Raw genomic sequence first — 25,534 nt, forward strand, 5'->3', positions numbered from 1 at the left:
GGAATTAATTCTTCAACGGCAGCTCACCCAACAATCCCCGCAATACCCCATTGGTCCAGCCAAAGCCATCCTGTACCGGATACTCACCGCCCCCCGCTTTCAGGGTAATGTCGCTGACATTGTACTTTTCCACCATTTTGCCTGTTGCCTTATAGGTTTTTACATTGAGTTTGATCCAACGCGACTTGATGGTTTCAGCCAGTTTGTCCTGCTCGTAATGCCGAAGCCCCTGGATGCTTACCCATTGCAAGGGCGCCCAGCCATTGGGCGCATCCCATTGTTGGCCATTGAGATTGGCAGTACAAACCAGGCCACCAGCTTTGAGGAAGTTTTTTTCCACAACCTTCGCTGCACTGACGGCCTGGGCTGGCGTAGCCAATTGGTAGAACAATGGAAACATCCCGGCTAAGGACAAGACCCCCGTTGGAGTGCCTTTGACCCAATCGTAATCCACAAAATAGCCTGCCTGGGCATCCCAGCAGTATTTTTGGATGGCCTTGTTTCGAGCTTCCGCCAGAGCTTGATACTCCTGAAATTTGCTTTGGTTCTTATTGATTTGATGCGCTCTGGCAATGGTCATTTCCAGGTTGTACAGCAGCGTATTTAGATCGACCGGGATGATCCAGGTGGTGCGAATGGTGTTGAGTTTCATTGGGTCACTCAACCAACGACTGCTAAAATCCCAGCCCGATTCACAGGCCGAGCGCAAATCCCGGTACAACTCCCCTGCGGGGCGCTTGGTGGTTTTGGACAGTTCTACGTCTGCTGCATACATTTCGGCGCGGGGACTGGCACTGTTGTCGTAATAACGATTGAGAATCGAGCCATCTGGCATTTGTACTACCTTCAATTCTGCCTTATGATCCGGTCTCAATTTCTCCTGGCCTTTCATCCAGTACTGGTACTCTTTTTCCATTTGGGGCAAATATTTGACATAGATGTCCTCCCCTTTTTCTTCAGCCAGAATTTTCACCATCCCTGCAAAAAAGGGAGGCTGTGAGCGTGACAAAAAGTACGTGCGGTTGCCATTGGGGATAAAACCAATGGTGTCGATGAGGAAAGCAAAGTTGTCGATCATGTTGTTGATCAGATCCGCCCGGCCATCTTTTTGCAAACCCAACATCGTAAAATAGCTGTCCCAATAATACACCTCCCCGAAGCGTCCACCAGGGACTACGTAAGGATTTGGCAGAGGGATCAGCGTGCCCCGATGCCGCTCATCGGGATTCCGGGTCAGTACATCCCACAGGGCTTGAATGTGCTTTTCGGGGGCCTGGCTGGTATCCGATTTGAAGCCACTGGAATAGGCATGGGGCATTTCAAAACGATCAAGTACAAATTGCTTGAGGTTGAAGTTGGGTTCTTTGCGCAACTCTACGTAATCAGCCATGATTTGGTCTACACTAACCTTGGGCGTGCAGTCTGGAAAGGTTTTGCCATCGGGAAATATTTTACCCAACTGTACATCAATGAACAATTGCCCCAAGCGCTGTGCAGGATCGTACAGGAATGGTTCACTAGCCTGGGCAGCACTCGTCGTGCCTCCTTGGTTGGCGGATTGCCGGCATGCGGTAGTTAATAAAATCAGCGCTAAAGGCATGATGGTGCTCAATTTCATGCGGTAAAGAATTGGTTATAGCCCAATGTTGGAATACATAGGGCGATAAAAAAATAGATGTTCATTTTGTCATAGGATTAGATAAGTAAACGGTTCAATTTAAGTGTCTTATCTAATCCTATGGCTTAGAAAAAATGAACATTTATTTTTGCCCCACTACTAGGCTTGCGGTTTCCGATGGGTTAAATAGTCGGGCAAAATAGGTAAATTGATGGGGAAGTACAAAAAAGGGGGAAATTTTGTTGGCTATACGTCGCTTTTTTAAAATTTATTTTTTGCATTCTAGCTCATTGCCCTATTTTTTGTAGCTTAATGGCGATTAAAATTTACTGACTTCGGACGAAATTCAATTGTATCATCAAAAAAAATATTACTATATTTGCTATCCTCCTATTCCGCAGAACATTTACTTCAAATTATGGCAATTTTTGTACCCTATGGTCATCCAGCAATCCATTTATGCGCAGCAGCAGTGGACCGACCTACCCACCAAAGGTAGTGTAGGAAAGGATGTGCATAGCCAATTGGTGTTGATTTTTGGGGCTAAAAACCACATTGCCGACCTAGGTCTACGCAGTCAAATCCGTGCCCGGTATCCGCAAGCGGATTTGGTATTTGCCTCCACGGCTGGTGAAATTTTCGACAATCAGGTTCTCGACCATACCCTCTGTACCATTGCCATAACCTTTGCCAATACCCCCACGCGTTGTGTTATCAGCAATATCAGGGATTATCCTAGCAGCTATGCCATGGGCCAATGTCTGTTTCAACGCCTGGATCAGCCCGACCTCAACAGCATTTTTCTCGTGTCGGACGGCACACTGGTCAATGGGAGTGACTTGATCGCTGGACTGAATGCAGAAAACAAAAAAGGAGTGCCCATCAGCGGGGGGCTGGCCGGAGATGGGGATCACTTTGCCAATACACTGGTTGGTTTGAATGACCACGTCGAAACCGGAAAAGTAGTCGCCGTTGGGTTTTATGGAGATGCTTTGAAAGTATACCACAGTTCCCTGGGTGGCTGGGATGAATTTGGCCGTGACCGCATCATCACCAAATCCGATAAAAATGTATTGTACGAATTGGATGGCAAAAACGCGCTTGATTTGTACAAGGAGTACCTCGGGCCATTTTCAGCTGAACTACCTGGCTCTGCGCTGCTTTTTCCTATTTCCATCAAAACAGCTGAAAGTGAGCAAAAACTGGTACGCACCATTTTAACCATCGATGAGACCCAAAAAAGCATGACCTTTGCCGGGAACATGCCCGAAGGTGCCACGGTACGCTTGATGAAAGCCAATTTTGACAAGCTAACGGAAGCCTCGGCTGAATCGGCTCGGCAAATCATGCAATATGCCAATCACCGCAACCTCGAGCTGGCCATTTTGATCAGTTGTGTGGGGCGCAAATTGGTGCTACAAGCCCGCACTGAAGAAGAAGTATGGGCGGCAAAAAACATTCTGGGCGAAAACCCTGCCATTGCGGGTTTTTACTCCTATGGCGAATTATCACCCTACACCCCCAGTGGTCGTTGTGAATTGCACAACCAAACCATGACCATCACTGGCTTTTGTGAAAAATGTTAAAGTCTTTTCTTTGAACCATGGATGTACACCCTACACTAATTGCCCAAGTCAAAAAACACATGCCGGAATCTGCCCAGTCTGATTCGGACTTGTTGGCTTTGTTGCAATCGATTTCTCACCATTATTATTCCATGGAACGGGACAAGAGGTTGACCGAACATGCTTTTGAAGTCAGCGAAAAAGAATACCAGGAGTTGTTGAACGACCTGCGTCGGGAAAACGAACTCAAACAGCAGTCCATTTCCAAAATCAAAGCAGTTACCCTGGCACTGGATGCCAATTCCAATACCGAGCACCGCGAAGGTGAAGACCTTTTGGACGTGATCCAGTTTTTGGAGCGCCAAATTGTCAAAACCAAAATTCTGGAAGAGGAGTTGTTACAAGCCAAAGAAATTGCAGAGTCTTCATCCAAAGCCAAAAGTAATTTTCTCTCGGTGATGAGCCACGAAATTCGGACACCACTGAATGCAATTATTGGGTTTATCCATTTGATGTCAACCGAGCCGAGCCTTCCTACTCAGGTAGATTACATCAAGGCCATCAATATTTCTTCGCAAAACCTGTTGAACCTTGTAAACGACATCCTCGATTTTTCCAAGATTGAAGAAGGAAAAATTGAGTTTCTCTATTCCAAAATCAACATCCGCACACTCATCCACGAAATCAAACTGGCCAATACCTTTCGAGCCAATGAAAGGGAAAACCGCATCACGGTAATGTTGGATGAAGATTTGCCTACCTTTGTACTTGGGGACGAGGTACGTTTGAGTCAAATTCTCAACAACCTGATTTCCAACGCCATTAAATTTACCCACCGCGGGCAAATCCGTATCGAAATCCACAAATATGGGGAGTGTGAAAACCACCACCAAATCCAGTTTGTCATTAAAGATACCGGGGTAGGCATTGCCCCAGAGGCCAAAACCCTCATCTTTGAACGCTTTACCCAGGCCAACTCTGAAATCGACAGGCAATACGGCGGCTCCGGACTGGGTTTGTCCATAGTCAAAAAACTCCTGGAGTTGCAAGGCAAGGAGATTTCAGTAGAGAGTGAACCCGACAAGGGCTCCACGTTCACCTTTTGTATGGATTTTGGGAAGTGCACAGAGGAGGAAATGATCCTTTCTACCCATGAAGACAAAAGCAGCCAACACCTCGCTGGGGTTAAAATATTACTCGTTGAAGATGTGTACATCAACAGTGTGATGGCCAGAACCATGCTCAAAAATTGGAAAGCCGAAGTAGATTTGGCGGAAAACGGGCAAATCGCCATCGAGATGTGCATGCAAAAGGACTACGATGTCATTTTGATGGATCTACAAATGCCGGTTATGGATGGCATTACTGCTACGACCAAAATACGGGACTTTGATCCCTACATCCCCATCATTGCCCTTACGGCCTCCTCCTCCTACGAAACACAAAACGACATCAAGGCTTGTGGCATGGATGATTTTATCGCCAAACCGTTTAATCCTTATGTATTGTTTGAAACGATTAAGAAACGGGTGGTGAAAGTATAGAAAAAAGGTAACTATATAGCAGCCGCCTGCGGCGGAATTTTTTACCACAAAGGCACAAAGGCACAAAGACATTAAGCTCTAAAATGTTGTGTCTTTGTGTCTCTGTGCCTTTGTGGTAAAAAAATTGAATGTGAAATCCACCGCAGGTGGATGGGTGCTAAATAGTTACGAAAAAAGAGAAGTTTGAGGTTGTTTGACAATCAACTGCTTGATCATCAAACAACATCAAATTTATTCAATATCAGAATCTTGCCGTCAAACCCACCAGACCATTCATCCCCAGTACCGGGTAATGTTGCCAGCGTTGGCGGCGGTTGTCCATCAAGTTGTTTAGGCGGGCAAAAAGCCCAATATTTTCGGTCAATTGGTATTCAGCACCAGCACTTATATCCAGGAGTGGGTTCAAACTGCGCGACTCGTTGTTGGTAGTGCGGGCAGGTACCCCGTTTTGCAAAAATAAATCTGCCCGTACCTTCAGTTTTTCATCCAGCAACCTTACGACTGCTCCAATATTTAAAGTCAGGGAAGGCAAATGCCAGGGCTTTTCTTCCCTTTGTAGGTCAAACACATTTTGGCTGAAGGCCGCAATCAAAGCCACATTGTCCAACAATTGGGTCGAAAGTTCGCCACTGATGGTGATAATGTTGGCCGTATCGTACAATACATTAAAGCGAGGAATGGAGTCGCCATTGGTCACAAACAAGGCCAGGTTGTCCACGGTTTTGTAGCCCACTTGCCCTCGGTATTTGACGCCTTTGAACTCCCCTTTGATCCCCCCAAAGAAATTGTAGTAGAAGGAGTTGCGGATGTCTATCCGTGAAGACAAAAATGGATTGTAATCGGTCAGGTTGCGGAAGTTGTTCTTTTGCAATCCACCTTCAATCCCTGCGAAGGCAGTGATCAGATTGTCTACTACATTAACCGATGCTTCGAGATCGGGATAAATGTAGTATTGATCTGCGTGGGAAGCGATATTGGCACCAACTTTGAAGCGGAAACGATCAGAGTGGAACCCAAAGTTGGGCTTGAGGAAAAAGTTGTTCAAACTTTGGCTGGTCGTGTCATCATAGCCGGTAAAGTCAGTTTGTAGCGTGACACTCAGAGGGTGCTTTTTGTCAAACCATTTGGTACCGGTCAAAGCCAGGTCGAACCCCGTTTCTCGCGCAGCATAGTTGTCTTCCATGGCGTACAAATCCACACTGGCGCTATAGTTGAAATCCGCTACGGTTGGTTCACTGTTGTATACTTTGGCCTTTGCATAAAAGGTATTGAAGCGTTGCTTCACGTCTTTGGCATCATAGCTCAATTGGGTGGGGAAATCGTCGTCAAGGTCGTTGTACCCGTAAAAATGCAAGGTATTGGACTTGAATCCCACATCACCCAACAGGGAGAAACCCTTGTCCGTTTTATAAATGGCGTTCCCATTGATCTCCGTGGTGCTGAATCGCTGGTTTTCAACTTTTTTGCTGTTGTCGGCAGAGTAATGGTTCAGGTCGATGCCCACATTCAGGTTATCCGTAGCCACGAAATCGTGCGATCCATCAAAATAAAAAGCCCGAGGGAAACCCATCCCACCTTGTAGATAAGTCCGGTACACATCTGCCTTAGGATCGGTACGCCATTCCAGTGGGCGAATTTTTGGTGCAGGGTAATTGACGTTCAAAGGTTTGGCCAAAATGTTGTAGAACTGCCTGCGATTGGCGGTATCTATCGGTGGCAAAACAGGAGGTACGACAAAACGTTCTGCGTCGATCAAGCGGGCATTGAACTGCTTGATCACGTCGACCGATTCGGTGGGCAAGTTTTTTTGAGCCATACTGGCGCTGCCGATGCAAAAGAATAAGGCGGCCAGAAAAATATATTGTTTGTACATGGTTGTTTACACTTTAAAAATGAACATTCAATTGCAGATTTCGAGATTTAGGATTTCGGAAAATTCCAAGCCTGAAAGCTACCGAAATCCGAAATCACAATTCCGAAATATCAATTACCACCGCCACTCTTCTGAAACTCCAACAGATTGCTCTCAGGGGTTTTGTTCAGCGGAGAACTAGCCTCAATTTGTTTGTTGATCTGAGCCAAACGGGTTTTGGCAGTATTCACCAAGTCTTTGTCCTCATCAAAGTTTTCCAGCAATGCTTCCAAAGCTGCTTTGGCGTTGTACAAGTCTCCTTTATCAGCAAATACGTCCGCCAGGAGGAGTACACTCTTGGCTACCCAAAAAGGATAGGCGGAACTTTTTTGGTTCGCTTCCAAACACAACTGTTGAGCCCGGTCTAGATTGCGTTGTTTGTAATTGATAAAAGCGATGAGGTAGCGGGCTTCTGCGGTTTGTTCGTTGTCGCTGGTTTGTACTACTTTTTGCAGTGCAGGCAGTGCGTTGGTATAGTCATTGTTGTCAAAAGCCTGTTTGCCGATGTAGAAATTGGCCGTAGAGATTTGAGCGGCATTGGCTCGGGGATTGCTGGCTACTTTTTGGGCCAGAGCAGCAACTGCTGGTTTGTTGCCCGCCCGGTAAGCGCTACGCATGGCACCGAGTTGAGCTTCAAAGATGATGTTTTCATCCGTGCTGGCCCTTTCCAAATCTGAATAGTACTTGTAGGCTTTGTTGAAATCCAGTTCGTGGTTGTACGCAATGACGGCGCCTTTTTCCAGGGCTTTTACGTAGAATTTGCCAGCTCCCTGTAGGATTACCCAGTCGTAATCTTTCAATGCCAGGCTATACTGTTGGGTAGCTACGTAAGAATCGCCCCGATGGAAATAAGCGGTTGACAAATACAAACCTTGTGGAAAAGAGCGGATGTAGCTGGTAAAACCTTCAATGGCACGTGGATAGTCCGCATTTTCGTACTTGATTTCAGCAGCACGGAAATTGACGGAGTCACGTTTGAGGTTGTCCACCTTGTAGCCAGGAATGGTTTCCAGGAAGGCGAAATATTCACCGGGTTTACCCAGGTCTTTCACATAAATTTCTTCCAAAGAGGCCCGAGCCAAATTGGCTTCACTAGCTTCGGGGCTATTTTTAAACACCTGCTTGTAATAGTTGATCGCCCCATCGTAGTTGCCCGCATTGTAGTTGATCAAGCCCAGGGCGAGAAAACCCTGATTGACCAGCGGTGATTTGCCGCGGTACTTGGTTACCAGGTTTTGTAGATGAGGGATGGCGTCGTTGGCACGGCCAATTTCCTGATAGGTTTGTCCAATGCGCAAGAGTGCGTCGTCGGCAAATTCAGAGCCAGGGAAGTCCCGGGTCAAACGCTCCAAGGCAGCAATTTCTTCCGTTCTGCGGCCACGCAAGCCTTCGATAATCGCCTTCTGATAAATGGCATAGTCAAAACCGCCGTATTTGCGGTCGATGGCTTCGTTGTAATACCGCAAGGCATTGTCGTACTGGTTGAACTTGAAGAAAGAGTCACCCAGACGCAGCGTAGCATCACCCAGCACGTTATTGGCTACTTTGTCGTTGCGGTACAAGCTGCGGTTGCGGTTGATACCGTCGACCGTAGCCTGGAAAAATCCACGTGCACGCTCATAGTTGTCTTGTTTGATTAGGTTGTAGCCCTGAATGTAGTTGGCCGTAGCTACCGAAGATTCTTCGGGCAAATTGCTGATGCTACGGGACAAACCGAGGAAGCGATCCAGGTATTGAGCGCTTTCCTGGTAGTTCTTTTCGCGATGCGCAACATCACCCAACCAAAAGAGGGCGATTGCTTGAACGCTCATGTCTATCGGATTCTCCAGCGATTTTTGCAAAATCTCGCGTGCAGCCTGGTTTTCATTGTTTTGCAACAATTGCAAGCCCCGGTTTACGGCCACTTTTTGATAAGTTGCCTGCATTTGAGGCTGTAATCCTCCCCCATTGCGGCGGCGAATATCTGTGATGATTTCCAGTGCTTGTTGATAGTCCCGGTAGTTGAGCAACACATCAGCCAACAAGCGCTGAGCATCCTGATAGTAGCGTGAATTGGGCGCAAAATCAGTCAGGTTGGCTACTGCTTCGCGGGGTTGGTTCAACTCATAAGCCAACTTGGCATAGTTGAAGGTTGCCTCCTCCTTGATGACTGGATCAAAATTCAAACGTTTGGCCGCAGCTAAAGCGTTTAATGCATTGTTCTTCTGGTTGACTTTCAGGTAACAGTCAGCCAAATAAAACATGGCGTTTTGACCAATGGGAGATTCAGCTCCTGACAAAGGTTTTAAGGTTTGAATGGCCTTCTGAAAATTACCCGTTTGGTATTGGGTATACCCGATTTGGTACAATTCTTCCTCGCGCAATTTTTTGGAATTCTCCTGATAGTATTCCAAATAGGGCAATGCCCTTTGGTAATTGCCCAATTCGAAATAGGATTGACCAACCAACTGCTGGATTTCCTTCAAGTCCCGAATACCTTTGTCATTCGCTTTAGGCTCAGCATAGGCAATGACGTCCTGGTATTTTTTCTGTGCAAACAGGATTTGGGTCAGGTAAAAAGGAATATAGGGCCGGTAGGTAGGGTTGCTCTCCACAATTTGCAAGGAGGTTGCCGCCTGGGCATAATCTCCTTCAAAAAAAGAGCTTAAACCCATGTAATAATTGGCTGGTGCATAATATTCACCATCCGCCTCAGCAATGACGTCGCGGAAAAACGACTTGGCCAGATTAAATTCTTTCAGTGCAAAATTGGCGTAGCCCTGGCGAAAACGCATCTGGGTCAAAGTGCTCTTGGACATTCCCAAAGTAGGCACTTCGTTGTAAAACTCCAGTGCTTTGGCATAATCCGCTACGTTGAAGTAATAGTTGCCCATATCCATCAAGGCTTCCTGGTATTCAGGATCGGGACGGAAGGAGCGGATGAAATCCATGGTCATGATTTCACCTTCCTTTTGGCGCAATTCAACTGCACATTTGGCCATATACAATGCTGCCCGGGTACGAAAGCTCTCCGCAGCTGTTTCGTTTATAGGCAAACTTAAGTCAATGGCTTTCTGGAATTCACGTTTGGCTTTGGCCAAAACGCCTTGTTCATACAGCGTTACGCCGCGTTTGAAAGCTCGGTTGGCTTCGGTGTACACTGCTGTTTGCTGTGCGTGAAGGGAGAGGAAGCACAACAGCAGTAAAGGCAACAAAAGAACCTTTTTGGTCATCATCTTTGTTTGATTATCCGTTTAGGGATTCAAGTACCAGTTAATGGTTTATATCTGGCACTTATGGCTTGTAGACCAAATAATTGGATGCATCATCCAACGTTTTACCCTACAGTTTTAACCCAATAAAGGGAGAAATTTATAAAATTTTAACATAACTAAAGGAAACTTATATGTCTTGCGACAGCACAAGGTTTGCTCCTTTGTTTTGCATATCAATCACAGCCTGCGTGACATCACCTGCTTGCAGGTTCACGCCGCGGCAAGCGTCTTCGATCAAATTGACCTTGAAACCCAATTCCAAAGCATCCAACACGGTAAATTTCACACAATAGTCCGTAGCAATGCCCATCACCCACAATTCGGTCACACCTTGCGCTTTGAGGTAATCACCCAAACCAGTGGCTTTGCGGTGACCATTGTCAAAAAAACCGCTGTAGCTGTCAATTTCAGGATCAGTGCCTTTGACAAACACTTTATGAATGCCCTCAGTATTAAGGTCTTTGACAAATTCGGCTCCAAAACTTTCCTGCACACAGTGAATGGGCCAAAGTACCTGGGACAATCCATTGAGATCAATCACTTGTCCGGGTTTGCGCCAGGGGTGATTAGCGGCGAAACTACCGTGGGTAGCTGGATGCCAATCCTGAGTAGCCAATACTAAATCAAACTTTGGCATCAATGTATTCGCAATGGGAATCAACAAGTTGCCTTCATCAACGGCTAAGGCACCGCCGGGGCAAAAGTCGTTTTGTAAATCAATCAGTAGAAGGGTTTTCATTACGCGTTATTTGTCTAAACAAGCCAGTTGTTTCATGAAAAAATCCAGTTGGTATACTTCGTATTCCTCGTATCCACTGCTCCAAAAGACCCGAATTTTATCCACTTCACTTTTTTCCAAAAAGCCCAATTGATCCGAAGCAATACCGTAGTGCACGCGGTAGGTCAACAGATTTTCCTTGGTGTCGTAGCTCCCCCGATCCATGGTACCCGATTTCAGGTTGATAAAATCGCCATTGATCAGTCGGATGGTCAGGATGCTGCCTTTTTCAATAAAACCATAGGCTTCTTTGGCATTGGGGGTGGAAAAAGTGAATTCCAGGGTCAAAAAACGATAACCTCCATCCAAACTGCTCAAGTAACCTTTGCAACTCAGGTATTCTTTGTCTTTGAGGAAAAGGCGCAGTTTGTCGTCCGTGAAACTGAAAAGGTGTTGGGCATCCAGTTCTTTACGCAGCCGTCCTGTGCTAGGGTCTTTGCCATTGAATTTAAATTTGCACTGAACCTGTTTTTCCAGACCGTAGTAAGGATTGGTTTTGACAAAATCCTGGTAATACGGCGTAGTTGGATTGATGGAGGAAAAAAAGTCAGCAGAAAGCGCATCGGCTTTGGGGAAGTAAATTTGATTTTTGCGGCTTGCTTCGGCGGCTTTAAAGACTTCCAGGATATTGCCCTTTTGCGTCAGCTCGTCGGCCTTAGCCAATTCCTGTTGAGCAATCAAGGCCTCGTTTTTGGACTCTACTTCCGTTTTGCGGGCTGCACTGAGGCGGATATTGAGGCGGCGCAGGTTTTCACTTTCCGCAGTTTCGCGTGCGGAGGCTGCGGTGAAGTCTTGTTCCAGTTTCAGGCGTTGTTCGGTCGCTTTGCTTGCCCTTTCCTTGGCAATATCAGCAGCTTCGCGCGCCAATTGGGCCCGACGGGTTGCTATTTTGAGGGCATCCGCCTCGGTGATGAGCACTGGATTGTCAAAAGGAGTTACCGAAGCTTCATATACAGGATAGTCACTCCCTCCTCCACTTTTTTTCTCATTGAAATATTTCCAGGTACCGTCCGGATAAACAATAATCTTTTCGCCCTGAGCATTTTGGCGAATGACTTGTGCCGTTAAGAGGGTACAGGCAAAACAGATCGGGATGAGGAATAATAAACGTGTTTTCATGCTGCGCGTAAATAGCTTGGCTAATTGGGACGATGATTGAGAGTGCAAACACACTCTGACCACAAAAATAACGATAATTCACTCGTAAAAAGTGGACAACTTGCGCTATTTGTATCATTTTTGCATGGTCAACAAAAAATATGCTCTTACTTTTTAAAATAGGCTTTTTACCCATCCGCATTTGGGACTTATTAGATATCTTAATTGTAGGGTATTTGATGTACCTGATTTATCGCCTGTTGCGGGGCAATATCGCCTTTAATATTTTCATTGGGGTGCTCACCCTGTACGTGTTTTACTGGCTGGTGCGCCAATTGGAAATGCAGTTGCTTTCAGCGGTATTGGACAAGTTTGTGAGTGTGGGCGTGATTGTGATTGTAATTATTTTCCAGCAGGAAGTCCGCAATTTTTTACTACTCCTGGGCAAAAACACTTTGCAGCAACGCTCGAATTTTTTGGTAAAATTCCTGCTCGGCCGGAGTGATACCGAGCCTCAAAAGGATCTCAAAAAAGAGTTAAAAGCCATCAAAACAGCCCTTTTGCACCTCAGTGCCCAACAAACCGGGGCCCTGATCATTTTGGCAAAGGACACCAATATGGATAGCCTGGCCTACCCCGGTATTCCCATCAATGCCAACATCAGCGAACAATTGCTGGAGAGTATTTTTAATAAAACCAGCCCTTTGCACGATGGTGCAGTGATCATCCGCAAAGGAAAAATCCTGTCGGCGGGCGGAGTATTGCCGCTTTCTGAAAGTTCAAATTTACCGCCCAAAGTTGGCCTGCGGCACCGGGCAGCAGTGGGTGCCAGCGAGCAACTGCAGGTAGCTGCCCTGGTGGTTTCGGAAGAAACCGGGCAGATCAGTTGGGCTTATGAGGGCGTGTTGAAGCAAGATGTGGAGATGGAGGAGTTGGATGTGTTTTTGGGGCTGCATTTGTGAGGGGTAAGAGGGGGCACACACTACTGCACATTTTACTCGGAGGACATGAATTGCCACGTGCTTATGAAGTTTTTCGTAAAAAACGATCTTTGAAATATTGGTAACTTAGCATCAAAAAGAGGAGAGATGAGAATCTATCTAACCTTGAGCGAAGGGGAAAAAGAAGCCTTGGAAGGCCTCTTGAAACGTTCACCCAAGCCCTATCTTCGAGAGCGAGCGAGTGCCATTTTACAAATTGCGTCTGGTTCCTTTGGCAACGAAGTTGCAAACAAAGGCTTACTGCGACGTCGGCGCAAGAACACGGTCTATGACTGGGTGGTTCGCTACAAAGCAGGAGGCATCAAAGGCTTAGAACAAAAGGCAGGCCGCGGTCGTAAGCCTGGGTTTTCCCCCTCTAAGCCCCCCACAACTACAAACCCAGGTTGAGTTGGTGGTAGGTCAAAGTCCAACTAACTTTGGTTTAGATCAAAGTCGGTGGACGCTAAAGGCATTGAGGGAAAAGATCGAGGCATTTAAGGACTACTCCCTGGGTGGAGTGTGGCAAGTACTCAAAAAAATTGGGGTTCGCCATTTACGAGCACGCCAATATGTACATAGCCCTGATCCAGCTTATCAGGCCAAAGTAGAGTACCTGCTACAGCAAATCCGAAGCCATAATCCTGGAGAGCAGGAAATTTATTTCTTGGATCAGCTCACCGTATATCTCCAGCCCACGATTGGCTATGACTGGAGTCCAGCTTCGCAAAAGCAACCCTTGTGTAGATTAGGTCATTATTCCAATAAAACGTTCAGAATCTGTGGCGCTTTAAATGGACTAACGGGCCAAACCCACTATTTGATTCGTCATAAAATCAAGGTACCCACCATCATTCAATTTTTTGAGGAACTCACCCTGAAGCATCCTCAAAAAACCATTTGGGTCATCCTGGATAATTGGCCGGTTCATTTTCACCCCGACGTCCTTGCTGCTTTAGCTCCTCAGCAATCTCCATTCCCCATAATTTTACCCAAATCATGGCAACATCTCAAGCCTAAAGCAAAGTTCAAGGGTAAAAATTTACCCGTTCAATTGTTGTTTTTGCCCACTTATGCTTCTTGGCTCAATCCCATTGAAAAAATGTGGCGATGGCTCAAGCAAGATCTTTTGCACAATCATCGCCTGGTCGATCAATGGGATGCATTGAAAATTAAAGTCGAACAATGGTTTGCACAACCTGGTCATCAAAACCAGCCTTTGCTTCAATATGTGGGCCTAAGGGCTTTACAGTCGCCTTTTTATCGCCCTTTCGCTGATGCTAGTTCCAATATGTCAAAGAACGCTTTTTAAAGAAAACTTCATTAGCGCGTGGTTAGCAGTTTTTTTTAAAATGGGCTTTAGCCCTAGCATAAAAATAAATACAAGGACTAAAGTCCATCAAAAAGGCAACATCCATCCACGCGCTAAAGCACGTGGCAATTCATGTCCTTCGCTTCTGAAGTACAAAATTGTCCAGTAGTGTGGGGGGACATTAAATGCAGCGTTCTTTGATTCGGGGGTTAGGCAATTACCGTTTTGGGGTTTATTCGTTCAAAGTGGTCCGATAACCTTGCTTTTTATTGCTTTATCCAATAATTTTATGGACTTAAACAAAACTGCAATGACCGCTTTACAAAAAGTCGAAGCATTACTCTCCGAATTCACCCCTGGTGAAAGGGCCATGCTGATTCAAAAAGTTGCAGATGGAGATGCACAAGCTTTTCTTGGAATTGAAAAAACACTAGGGGTTTGTGGTGGAAGCGCTTGCATCATTCCTACCAGAATACCCGTTTGGTCATTGGTTGCCTCGAAGAAGTTAGGCTTTAATGATGCTGAATTACTGGAAAATTATCCCACATTGCGGCAACAGGATTTGGATAATGCCTGGAATTATTACCTCATTTACCAAAAAGAGATAGAGTCTAAAATGCTCCAAAATAATGAAGCGTGACCATATTCTTTGAAGAGCACACTTGCTTGGTATGGAGGAAACACGCTGAAGTAGCAAAACTTGGACAACACCTTTTTATTCAAGCCGTTTACAATCAACAACTCATAACTTATTTTTTACCATTTCTTAAATCATTGGGCCTAAGGTTTTGTGCAAATGTGCTTATTCTAAAAGATTTCGCTGAAATGATTTGCACAAAACCTAACTCTGTAAGGCATAAGAAAAAATTTCGACCCGTTGCTAAGAATTCTCAAAAGAACGGGTCGAAAAAAGAAAAGGTTAGTTAATTGATTTTCAATTTTTTTCAACTATAAACGGATTTATTTACTCCTGTTTTTTGAAAAAACTTGATAATGTTCTGATGCTCTCTGCTTAGCTTTAACAATTGACGTCTTAGCATCGTTACCAAAAGTAAACCCATTTTCAATGTAAATTAACATAGCCTCTCCAAATATCAATGTTCTTCTATATTTAAAATATGATAAACCGGCTACATCTGCAATCATTCCGAAAATACCTAATCCTAATACATCTATTACAACATCTGCAACAGCGACAGCAACAAAATCTGCTGCAAGGAATTCGCCACAAACTCTAAGAACATCTTTTGTTACCTTTGTTTTATCGATACTCTTCTTGTCGCCCTTATACATTATAGACACCAGGGCAATTGTTAAACTTCCTAGTAACCCAGGAGTAACTAATAATGAACCAAACGGTACAACTGAGCTTGCAATCTCAGCAATTGCGAAAGCTTGAATGACTTTCCTAGCAACTTTCCGTCTGATTGAGAGTACTTTTTCTCTAATAGTTTCGGTTAGATCATCTGCTTTTTTTGCAGGGTCTAAAACATTAATAATTTGGCCCAACGTACCTGCGTCCTCATATAGTCTGTCTTCTAAATTTATTAGCCGCTGACGTATCATAATATCTTGACTTGAGTCATAAAGCTCTGCACTACCAAAAACGATATCATTTTCAGATTTTACATACTTTTGCATTTTTTCCTTTATTAACTCAATTACTTTATCCTTATCTTTTTTTGGCATGTGCTCAAGACGGTCGATTTTGTTTACAAAAACTATCCTAGGAGCATCCGGCATGAATGAAGATACTAAATCAAACAATTTCAGCTCTGGGCCTAGAGGCTCTTCATCAACAACAAAAATGTGGCCATGTGCTTTTTTAGCTTCTTCCAGAGCAACTAATTCATTCACTTCTTCTCCCATTATTCCAGGGACATCAACAATCATCCATGGCTCTTTAGCGTAGCCAGTCGGTTCAGTAGTTAAATCATGTTCAATCCCAACAGTAGCAATATCCTCCCCAATTAAAGCGTTGGCAATTGCTGATTTCCCCACACTTGTTTTTCCAAAAAGAGCTATCCAGATGAATCCACTTTTAAGCCTTTCAATTAGTTCATTAATATCAGTTATTTCTTTCTTAATGGCTTCAAGCTCTGCCTTATCAAACTTCTTCCCAATATCACTAAGAATGATTTTGAGGCTTTGTTCAAGTTCTTCTTGAAGGAGAGCCATTTCATTCTTAATTTCCTCATTCTGATTGTTACTCATGTGTTATATAGTTATCAAGTTTTGAAATCAATTCCGAAACGTTAGAAAATGTTTTTACTCCATTGAAGGAAGGAGATGCGGATCCAAACACAACAGACTCTTTTGATATGTATTCAGATACTTGGTTTATGACCTTTTCCCTCATTGTCAGCCTCTGAATACTTGGCATGAAATGTTCAGTTTCATCTTGCTTATTCACAAATAAAAGCAATTTATGCCTATTTGTAAAATATATTTGTTTAACCTTTTTTAAAAAATCTAATTCTTCTCTATATAACTGCCCTGAAGTTACATAGACGATTATTTTACTCCGTTGTATTTGGTATAACACTTCATTTTCATAATTTCGTTCATCCAACAATCCAGGCGTATCAATGATTTTGTATCCATTCTTATACTCAGTAACAATTGATGATTGGGTCGATCCATGTTCAACGCCTACTAAGAAAAATTCCTTGTTAAGAAGAGCATTGCCAGTACTAGATTTTCCGCTTCCAGTTCGCCCAACTAAACAAATTGAGTCTTCAACCACAGGTGGTGGTTTATTTTCTTGCACTGAGTCAGGTTTACCTGCTAATGCTTTGATTAGCGCTCTTGTACCCATCATAATCAAAGCTATTTCTATTCCCGTCATTTTTTTCTATAAATTTATTTGTTTTTTTATTTTTAAGGTCTACATTTCGATGAATTATATAGTCAAATTCGACAAACAACCAATTTCTATGGCGCTACTTCACTGCACTATGCCAAATTTCATTCAAGATAATGCAACCCTTGGAAACGTATCCTTCTACAAAATTTTTCTAATTTTACCACCTTTGTGAATCACATAAAGTTCAAATTTTTCGCTAATATAAGGATATCTGTCATCATTTTGACCAAAACGAGTGTACATACTTTTGAAAGCATCTACAATATCAGAGAAGTCAAATTGACTCAAATCGTCTAGTTTGAAACCACTTAGTAATTTTTTTGCTTGAAAAAATTGGTGAATAAAAATTTTTGCTTGTCGAAACAACATATCATCTGAAGACGCAGCAGCATTAAATCTCAATCCCATTTCGTCTTCTGTACTTTCTTTTGCATCGCTGTTCTTTACGTCAACAAAAAACGAAAAAAGACGTCCTTTATCACTGCCTGAAATAATCAAATTTAGCTCATCAACGTCTAAATCAGTAGAAGCATCTTCAAATTCGGACAATATATTTTCTATCAATTGAGGCGGCGATACCTTCTTGTTTTTGTTAACAAATTCTTTGATCCGTAGCGCATAATTAGATTTCGTTGTTCTAGCAGCTCCTTGAATGGCGATGCAATAGTTTTCTCCTAGAAATACCTTTTGGGCGCTATCTACAGAAATCGCGTTTCTTTCGACTTTATCAAAACTAGTAACTCTTTTATCAGCTGCCACGATGATGTAATCTTCAGAAATATAACGTGAAATCAAAGTCATAGGACAGGTTATAAAGTTTATCTAAAAAACAGTTGAACGATTGGTATCCAATAAAAACTCATAACATTTCAATTGCTCTACCCAATGTTCGATTGTCCTCAATCACAGCAATCATTTCCTCTGCTGTTTCCGGAAAATCATTCCAACTACCATTGATGGCTTTCACCTACTCATCATCTAACATCTAAGAAGCTTCGGTAGAAGTTGAATCATCTTGATAAGCATAGACCAGACCAAGCCTATTGGCAAAGGCCTCCAGTAGCTTGGCATCTTCACTTCGTTCAACTTGGATAATAATCTTCGTCATGTGTAGTACTTTGTACAAATATAATTCAAAAAGCAGAAGAATCAAATAGGGGTAAGCATGGTTCTCCGTTTTCACAGCATACCTCATTCATTGCCCTAATTCCAAAAACTAGCTCCCCACCCCACCATTTCTGACGATTTGCACTAAAACTATGACGATCTGCACAAAACCCCTTCCCCCACTCCACCTAATTTTGTGCTAGTTCAGCGTGAACACACTTAACTAGTCACATCATGAAAATCAGATCGCATCACATTGGCTTGCTCCTGCTCGCCATGCTCTTCAGCGTGGTAGCCTGGGGCCAGCAAGTCACCCTCAGCGGACGGGTAGTCGACACGTCCAAAGAACCATTGCCCGGCGCAACAGTGTTCAGCAAAGCCAAACAAACCGGAACCGTTACCGACGAAAAAGGCGAATTCAGCCTCGTCGCCGAAGTAGGTGATGTACTGGAAATTTCCTTCACCGGCTTCAAAGCACATTTCGAAACAGTTGGTACGGCCACCGTTTTAAACATCGTTTTGGAAGAAGCCAAAAACTACCTGGAAGAATTGGTCGTAGTCGGATATGGTACCGCCAAGAAAAAAGACCTGACCGGCTCGGTAGCCACCGTTTCGGCCAACAACTTCCAAAAGGGTCAAATTTCCACCCCCGAACAATTGATTGCCGGTAAAGTAGCCGGGGTACAAATCACTCCGGGCAGTGGTGCACCGGGTTCGGGTAGCCGCATTCGCATTCGGGGCGGTAGTTCTTTGAATGCCAGCAACTCACCGCTGATCGTTATCGACGGCGTGCCTGTCGACAACGGCGGGATTTCCGGCGTAGCCAACCCACTCGCCTTGCTCAACGCCAACGACATTGAAAGTTTCAACATCCTGAAAGACGCCTCCGCCGCTGCCATTTATGGTTCACGGGCAGCCAATGGGGTCATCCTGATCACCACCAAAAGTGGCGGAGCAGGCCAGTTCAAGGTCAACTTCTCCAGCCTGAACTCGGTCGGTTTCAAAACAGGTGCAGTTGACGTTTTGACTGCTGACGAATTCCGCTCGGTAGTCAACAATTACACCGGAACCATTGCCTCCTCCGCTGACCGCCAACTGGTGGGTACCGCCAGCACCAACTGGCAAGAGGAAATTTACCGGGGTGCTTTTACTACTGACAACAACGTCTCCTTTAGTGGGGGCATCAAACGTTTGCCTTATCGCCTCTCGGTTGGATATTTGAACCAAAACGGGATTCTGCTGCGCGACAACTTGCAACGGACCTCCGTAGCATTGAACCTCTCGCCCAGCTTTTTGGACAACCACCTTTCCGTCAAAGTCAATTCCAAATACGCCCAAACCAACAGTTTCTTCGCCAACCAGGGTGCAGTGGGTGCTGCCGTATATTTCGACCCCACCCAGCCGATTTACTCCGGCGAACAGCCTTTTGGTGGCTACTTCGAGTGGCTCAACGGTGCACAACCCAATTTCAACGCGGCACGCAACCCTCTCGGTTTGTTGTACATGCGGGAAGACAAGGGTAACTCTGACCGTTTGATCGGCAATGTACAGTTGGATTACAAAATGCACTTCCTACCCGAACTGCGCGCCAATTTGAACCTGGGTATGGACCAAAGTTGGGGCTCCGGAACGGTCTTTGTTCCCGCCGCAGCTGCTTCACAAGCCAACCGGGGTGGTACCAATAATCAGTACAAACAAACCCGTAGCAACAAACTGCTGGAGTTTTACCTCAACTATGCCAAGGAATTCGATGCCATTCACAGCCGTTTGGACTTTATCGCCGGGTATTCCTGGCAAGACTGGAAAACCGAATCGCCCAGCTTTCCTGACTTACGCGCCGATGGCACCGAGTTTGAACCCGCCGGGATTGATTTTTCTACCCAAAATACGCTGGTCTCCTTTTACGGCCGTTTGAATTACAGCGCCTGGGATCGTTATCTTTTGACCTTTACCTTGCGCCGAGACGGCTCTTCCCGCTTCAACCCGGATGCACGTTGGGGCAATTTCCCATCCGCAGCCCTGGCCTGGCGCATCAGCAATGAAGCATTTTTGAAGGGCAGCAAAACCATCTCCGATCTGAAGCTCCGACTGGGTTGGGGTACCATCGGCCAACAGGATGGCATTGCTGACTATGGCTATCAGGCCAACTATTTCTATGGAGATGCGGCAGCGCAATACCAGTTTGGCAATGAGTTTGTCACCGTGGTTCGGCCCCAAGGTTACGATGCCAACTTGCAGTGGGAAAAAACCGAAACCCAAAACATCGGTTTGGACCTTGGCCTTTTTGACAGCAAACTCAGCTTTAGCGCCGACTTTTTCATCAAAAACACCCGTGACTTGTTGGCCGTAGTGCCAGTCCCAGCGGGCACCAACTTTACCAATAACCTGCTGACCAACGTTGGTTCGATCCGCAACCAGGGTCTGGAATTGGCGCTCAACACCAAGGTAGTCAGCAACGCCAAATTCAGCCTTGATCTGGGCGTTAACGCCACCTTTATCCTGCAAAATGAAATTACCAAACTGCAGCTCATCAGCGACCCCAATTTCCTGGGCGCAGATGTAGGTGGAACGGGTTTCAACTTTGTACAAAAACACAGCGTGGGTTACCGACCCAGTACTTTTTTCCTGTACAAAACCGTGTATGACGAGCAGAGCAACCCCATCGAAGGTTTGTACAAAGACCTGGATGGCAGCGGCACCCTGGGTGAAACCGATAAACGTTGGTACAAAAACCCAGAACCAAATGCCTACTTCGGCTTTACCCTGAGTGGCACTTACGAGAAACTCAGTTTTGGTTGTGTGATGCGCTCCAACGTGGGCAACTACATGTACAATGCGGTAAAAGCTGGCGCGGGTATTTACCAAAGCATCTTCCCCAACCAGGGCTACCTGAGCAATGCCCACCGCGACATTTTGAACACTCGTTTCGACAATCGCCAAACCTGGGCGGATTATTACCTGGAAGACGCCTCCTTCCTGCGTATGGACAATCTTTATTTTGGCTACGACCTCGGCACAATGGGCAAGTCTGGCATGACCGCCCGCCTCAACGCCAGTGTACAAAACGTATTCGTAGTGACCAAGTACAGTGGCCTGGATCCCGAAATCGCGGGGGGCATCGACAATGCCATTTACCCACGTCCACGCGTGTTTGCGCTCGGTGTTAACCTGGAGTTTTAGTCAGATCTCAAAAAAAGAATCATGAAAAATTTAAAATTCATTCTCCTCATAATTTGTGCAGTCTTTTTGGTGGACTGTACCAAAGACCTGGATCGTTCGCCTGAGAATGGTCTGACTGCCGAAAAACTGTATGCCAACGAAGCTGGCTATCGTAGCTCGCTGGCCAAAATTTACGGTGGCCTTTCCCTGACGGGTAACAATGGGCCCGATGGCAGTGGTGACCTGGGTGGTATTGACGAAGGTTTTTCCTCCTACCTCCGCAATTATTGGAACCTCCAGGAATTGTGCACCGATGAAGCCGTGATCGGTTGGAACGACCAAACCATCAAGGATTTTCATGAAATGGACTGGACTCCAGCGGACAACTTCCTGCGGGCCATGTACAGCCGTTTGTTTTACCAGATCGCCCTGGCCAACTCCTTCATCCGCGAGTCGGAAGATGGCGTTTTGAGTAGCCGGGGGATCAGTGGAACGGACGCCGATAAAGTGCGCGCTTACAAAGTAGAGGCTCGTTTCCTGCGCGCCTTGAGCTACTGGCATGCCCTGGATTTGTTTGGCAATGTGTCTTTTGTTACGGAAGAAAATGCGATTGGTGCCTTTTTGCCCAAGCAAATTACTCGTGCCGACCTGTTTACCTACCTGGAAAGTGAATGCAAAGCCATCGAGGCCGAATTGCCTGCACCCAAGCAAAACCAATACGGTCGTGCCGACAAAGCCGCCGTGTGGATGCTTTTGGCCAATTTGTACCTGAATGCACAAGTCTATACCGGGCAAGCCAAATACACCGAAGCCATTACCTACAGCAAAAAAGTAATCGCCGAAGGAGGTTATGCTTTGCAAGGCAATTACCGCCACCTGTTTTTGGCTGACAACCACAAGTCGACGGAAATGATTTTCGCGGCCACTTTTGACGGGGTCAAAACCCGCACCTGGGGTGGCACTACTTACCTCGTACATGCGCCCATCGGTGGCGACATGCAGGCCGCTGATTTTGGAGTAGACAACCCCTGGGGTGGGTTGCGCACCACCAGTGCGCTGGTTGACAAATTCAGCGCTGGTGACCAACGCGCCAATTTCCAGGAAGCTGGTCAGAAAAAAGACATTGAAGACATTGGCAATTTCCGTGATGGTTTTTCCATCAAAAAATGGTCGAATAAAACTGCTGCCGGAGCCAATGGTTCTAACCTGACCTGGGTGGACAATGATTTCCCCATTTTCCGCCTCGCCGAAGCTTACCTGATTTATGCCGAAGCCGTTGTACGTGGCGGTACTGGTGGCAGTACGAGTGAAGCGCTAGGATATGTAAACGCGCTGCGTCGCCGGGCTTTTGGAAACACCAACAATGACCTGGGTAGCTTGACACTGGCAAATCTGATTGATGAGCGCGCCCGTGAATTCCATTGGGAAGGCAAACGCCGCACCGACCTCATCCGTTTTAACCAATTCACCACTGCTGACTACCTCTGGCCCTGGAAAGGCAATGTCAAAAATGGTCGGGCAGTGGAAAGTTTCCGCAACATTTTCCCCATTCCTGCACCGGAGATCAATACGAATCCAAATTTGCAGCAGAATCCTGGGTACAACTGAAAAAGTTGAGAAGTTAAGGAGTTGAGGCTACCGCAGCGATTTTGACATTGCTGATGCCTAAGTCGCTGCGGTAGCCTCAACTCCTCAACATCTCAACTCCTCAACTCATTTTCGCATCAAACAAAAACAGTCATGAAAGCATACATTCGTTTCATAAACCTATTTTTCCTGGCGGGCCTGGCCCTGAGCTCCTGTAGCAAAGAGGACATCAATTCCGTATTCACCAACGGGGCGGTACCTACGCTGTCAAGTTCGGTCAATCGGGTCAATCTGGTACCAGCCGATTCCTCCAAAAACGTGATCACCTTCAACTGGTCGGATCCCAATTACCAAATTGATGGGGCCAAAACCAGTCACAACGTGACCTACACGCTGGAGATTGATTCCCTGGGGAAAAACTTCGCCAAACCCCAACGTTTAACCGTGACCAATGCGGTGAGCAGTCTGGTGAATGGCAAGGATTTCAACCGCATGCTGGCGAATTTGGGTATTGCCGACAGCGCCCGGAATTACAGTCTAGCCATTCGTTTAAAAGCAGCCTTGTATTTGCCCAGTACCGAATTGGTTTCGAATACCATCAACCTGACGGTAAGCCCCTACTCTACCGAGCCGATCGCGTTGTATCCAGTGCCCGACAACCTGTTTATTGTAGGTGATGCTACCCAAGGCGGTTGGAACAACCCGGTACCTACGCCAAGCCAGAAATTCACTCGGTTGGACAAATTCACTTTTGGGGGTATTTTCCAATTGACCGGGGGCAACAAATACCTCTTCCTGCCTACCAACGGCGACTGGGGGCACAAATACGCGGTCGCCAATGCTGGCGCGGCAGGCATGCGTGAGGGAGGCGATTTTATCGTAGATTCCGGGCAGGATATCCCAGCGCCATTGGCTAGCGGGACTTACAAAATTGTAGTTGATTTTGTGAAGGGTAAATACACCGTTACCCCCGTGGCCAATTCCGAATTGCCTCCCACCAATTTGTACATCGTAGGTGATGCCACGGTGGGAGGTTGGAACAATCCAGTGCCAGTGCCTACCCAGCAATTCACCCAGATTTCTAGCGGTGCATTTGAGATCAGCGTACCACTGAGCAATGGCAAAAAGTACTTGCTATTGCCCCAAAATGGTAGTTGGGACCACAAATTTGCCATCGCCAACGCCGATTCCCCAAGCGTAAAACTAGGTGGGAAATTGGTGGCGGATTCAGGAGTAGACATCCCTGCTCCGGATGAAGCTGGGACTTACAAGATCAGCGTGGAGTTCATCAACAAAACGTATAAAGTGACTAAGTTGTAATAAGCGTTTTTTAGATCTTTTTACTTAAGTGTTCTATTATTGTGCTTACGTCAATCCCTGGGTATTTGGATTAATCCAATGCCCAGGGCTGACTTTTAACTTTAGGAACTGAAAATCCGTGCCCATACCCCATTCCGAAAGTTTCAGACTTTCGGAATGTTCAAGCATGCACCATTTTCTACATCCTGCAACATTTTACCTCGGCTAAGCGCTTCGAAAGTCTAAAACTTTCGAAGCGGAGTCTTAACAGCTTACATCGTTTTTAAATCGCCAGCATGAAACGCATCATCCTATTTCTATCTATCATTTTAAGCCTCACTTGTTCCAAAAAAAATGCGCCGATCACGGTTGATCCGCCCAATCCATCTAAAACCGAGTTCGCCAAAGGTGCCGACATCAGTTGGATCACCGAAATGGAAGCAGCTGGCCTCAAATTTTACAACGCCGCAGGCACCCAACAAGAAGGTATGGCGTTGATGAAGTCCCTGGGCATGAACACGATTCGGCTACGGGTATGGGTCAACCCCTCCCCTGCCTGGAACAACACTGCCGATGTGGTCGCCAAGGCACTACGCGCCAAAGCCCTGGGTTTGCGCATCATGATCGATTTTCATTACAGCGATTCCTGGGCCGATCCGGGCAAACAAACCAAACCCGCTGCCTGGGTGGCTCTGGATTTAGCGGGTTTAAAAACGGCTCTGGCCGCTCATACCGTCGAAGTGCTGACTGCCTTAAAAAATAGCGGCGTCGAACCAGAATGGGTCCAAGTGGGCAACGAAACCAACAATGGGATGCTTTGGCCGGATGGCAAAGCTTCAGAGAACATGGCCAATTTCGCCCAATTGTTCAATGCCGGGGCGGATGCAGTAAAGTCGGTTTTTCCCAAAACCAAGGTCATCGCCCACATCTCCAATGGGTACAACAATTCCTTGTTCCGCTGGATGTTTGATGGCCTCAAAGCCAATGGTGCCAAATACGATGTGATCGGGATGTCTTTGTACCCCTCGCCGAGCGATTGGGCCACGCTCAACCAGCAATGCCTTGCCAATATGAACGACATGGTGACCCGCTATGGCAAGGAAGTGATGGTGGTCGAAGTGGGCATGAGTTGGGACAGCGCCACGGAATCTGGTCAGTTTTTGAGTGATTTGATCAGCAAGGTTAAGTCGGTTTCTGGGAACAAGGGTTTGGGGGTTTTGTACTGGGAACCACAGGCCTACAATGGCTGGAAAGGATATACACTGGGCGCTTTTGACAATTCGGGGCGGCCAACTTCCGCGCTAAATGCCTTTAAAAACTAAGTTAAAGTCTTACTACCCATTCCCTTCGGTCTGCCTTAAGTGCCTTAAGTTTCTTAGGTGGTGAAAAAAGAAAAAACCTGCGAAGCAGGATATTATTTCACCACCTAAGAAACTTAAGGCACTTAAGGTACACCGA

19 protein-coding genes are annotated in these 25,534 nt (G+C 45.9%); 10 read left to right on the forward strand and 9 right to left on the reverse strand.

Annotation, left to right across the window (positions count from 1 at the left end; genetic code table 11):
- Window positions 1-4: 4 nt before the first annotated feature.
- Entirely contained in the window at window positions 5-1,618 is a 1,614-nt protein-coding gene (gene treF / locus ACO08K_RS29810; RefSeq protein ID WP_421800159.1) for an alpha,alpha-trehalase TreF, read from the reverse strand.
- A 437-nt stretch (window positions 1,619-2,055) separates the two neighbouring features.
- On the opposite strand from treF, the gene ACO08K_RS29815 reads away from it, so the two are divergent.
- A complete protein-coding gene (locus ACO08K_RS29815) occupies window positions 2,056-3,204 on the forward strand; it encodes an FIST signal transduction protein (protein WP_421800160.1) in 1,149 nt (382 codons plus the stop codon).
- Between the two features lie 59 nt (window positions 3,205-3,263).
- The gene (locus ACO08K_RS29820) at window positions 3,264-4,727 is read left to right on the forward strand and encodes an ATP-binding protein (RefSeq protein ID WP_421800161.1); all 1,464 of its coding nucleotides are present in this window, start codon (window positions 3,264-3,266) and stop codon (window positions 4,725-4,727) included.
- A 241-nt stretch (window positions 4,728-4,968) separates the two neighbouring features.
- On the opposite strand, the gene ACO08K_RS29825 is transcribed toward ACO08K_RS29820, so the two are convergent.
- From ACO08K_RS29825 to ACO08K_RS29840, 4 genes are all read right to left on the reverse strand, one after another.
- Window positions 4,969-6,600, reverse strand: coding sequence for a hypothetical protein (locus ACO08K_RS29825; protein ID WP_421800162.1), 1,632 nt, complete (start codon window positions 6,598-6,600; stop codon window positions 4,969-4,971).
- A 110-nt stretch (window positions 6,601-6,710) separates the two neighbouring features.
- Window positions 6,711-9,854: a tetratricopeptide repeat protein gene (locus tag ACO08K_RS29830; protein ID WP_421800163.1), complete on the reverse strand. Its 3,144-nt coding sequence runs from the start codon at window positions 9,852-9,854 to the stop codon at window positions 6,711-6,713.
- 166 nt (window positions 9,855-10,020) lie between these two features.
- Window positions 10,021-10,632, reverse strand: a complete 612-nt coding sequence (gene pncA / locus ACO08K_RS29835) for a bifunctional nicotinamidase/pyrazinamidase (RefSeq protein ID WP_421800164.1) — start codon at window positions 10,630-10,632, stop codon at window positions 10,021-10,023.
- 6 nt (window positions 10,633-10,638) lie between these two features.
- On the reverse strand, window positions 10,639-11,790 hold the full coding sequence (locus tag ACO08K_RS29840) for a hypothetical protein (protein WP_421800165.1): 1,152 nt from the start codon (window positions 11,788-11,790) through the stop codon (window positions 10,639-10,641).
- 140 nt (window positions 11,791-11,930) lie between these two features.
- On the opposite strand from ACO08K_RS29840, the gene cdaA reads away from it, so the two are divergent.
- From cdaA to ACO08K_RS29860, 4 genes are all read left to right on the forward strand, one after another.
- Window positions 11,931-12,731 (forward strand): diadenylate cyclase CdaA, encoded by an 801-nt coding sequence (gene cdaA / locus ACO08K_RS29845; RefSeq protein WP_421800166.1) that lies wholly within the window; start codon window positions 11,931-11,933, stop codon window positions 12,729-12,731.
- Window positions 12,732-12,857: 126 nt separating this feature from the next.
- Window positions 12,858-13,157, forward strand: a complete 300-nt coding sequence (locus ACO08K_RS29850) for a hypothetical protein (RefSeq protein ID WP_421795433.1) — start codon at window positions 12,858-12,860, stop codon at window positions 13,155-13,157.
- A gap of 4 nt (window positions 13,158-13,161) precedes the next feature.
- On the forward strand, window positions 13,162-14,058 hold the full coding sequence (locus ACO08K_RS29855) for an IS630 family transposase (protein ID WP_421800585.1): 897 nt from the start codon (window positions 13,162-13,164) through the stop codon (window positions 14,056-14,058).
- A gap of 259 nt (window positions 14,059-14,317) precedes the next feature.
- The gene (locus tag ACO08K_RS29860; RefSeq protein ID WP_421800167.1) at window positions 14,318-14,698 is read left to right on the forward strand and encodes a DUF433 domain-containing protein; all 381 of its coding nucleotides are present in this window, start codon (window positions 14,318-14,320) and stop codon (window positions 14,696-14,698) included.
- A 320-nt stretch (window positions 14,699-15,018) separates the two neighbouring features.
- Here the strand turns inward: ACO08K_RS29860 and ACO08K_RS29865 are convergent, their stop codons facing one another.
- The 4 genes from ACO08K_RS29865 to ACO08K_RS29880 form a co-directional block, all read right to left on the reverse strand.
- Window positions 15,019-16,272, reverse strand: coding sequence for a GTPase domain-containing protein (locus tag ACO08K_RS29865; RefSeq protein WP_421800168.1), 1,254 nt, complete (start codon window positions 16,270-16,272; stop codon window positions 15,019-15,021).
- Complete coding sequence (locus ACO08K_RS29870; protein WP_421800169.1) at window positions 16,265-16,906, reverse strand: GTPase domain-containing protein; 642 nt, start codon at window positions 16,904-16,906, stop codon at window positions 16,265-16,267. The genes ACO08K_RS29865 and ACO08K_RS29870 overlap by 8 nt, the downstream gene beginning before the upstream one ends.
- A gap of 156 nt (window positions 16,907-17,062) precedes the next feature.
- Window positions 17,063-17,725: a hypothetical protein gene (locus ACO08K_RS29875; protein WP_421800170.1), complete on the reverse strand. Its 663-nt coding sequence runs from the start codon at window positions 17,723-17,725 to the stop codon at window positions 17,063-17,065.
- Between the two features lie 184 nt (window positions 17,726-17,909).
- A complete protein-coding gene (locus ACO08K_RS29880; protein WP_421800171.1) occupies window positions 17,910-18,032 on the reverse strand; it encodes a hypothetical protein in 123 nt (40 codons plus the stop codon).
- Between the two features lie 233 nt (window positions 18,033-18,265).
- Between ACO08K_RS29880 and ACO08K_RS29885 the strand changes: the two genes are divergently transcribed.
- The 4 genes from ACO08K_RS29885 to ACO08K_RS29900 all read left to right on the forward strand — a co-directional run bounded on the left by ACO08K_RS29885 (window position 18,266) and on the right by ACO08K_RS29900 (window position 25,398).
- Window positions 18,266-21,211 carry a SusC/RagA family TonB-linked outer membrane protein gene (locus ACO08K_RS29885; RefSeq protein ID WP_421800172.1) on the forward strand — a complete coding sequence of 982 codons (2,946 nt, stop codon included), beginning with the start codon at window positions 18,266-18,268 and terminating at the stop codon, window positions 21,209-21,211.
- A gap of 21 nt (window positions 21,212-21,232) precedes the next feature.
- Entirely contained in the window at window positions 21,233-22,798 is a 1,566-nt protein-coding gene (locus tag ACO08K_RS29890) for a RagB/SusD family nutrient uptake outer membrane protein (RefSeq protein WP_421800173.1), read from the forward strand.
- A 132-nt stretch (window positions 22,799-22,930) separates the two neighbouring features.
- Window positions 22,931-24,097 carry a SusE domain-containing protein gene (locus tag ACO08K_RS29895; RefSeq protein WP_421800174.1) on the forward strand — a complete coding sequence of 389 codons (1,167 nt, stop codon included), beginning with the start codon at window positions 22,931-22,933 and terminating at the stop codon, window positions 24,095-24,097.
- Between the two features lie 275 nt (window positions 24,098-24,372).
- Complete coding sequence (locus ACO08K_RS29900) at window positions 24,373-25,398, forward strand: glycoside hydrolase family 53 protein (RefSeq protein WP_421800175.1); 1,026 nt, start codon at window positions 24,373-24,375, stop codon at window positions 25,396-25,398.
- Window positions 25,399-25,534 lie beyond the last annotated feature (136 nt).

The sequence above is a fragment of the Haliscomenobacter sp. genome (genome assembly GCF_965225875.1).
In the GTDB taxonomy this organism is placed as follows: domain Bacteria; phylum Bacteroidota; class Bacteroidia; order Chitinophagales; family Saprospiraceae; genus Haliscomenobacter.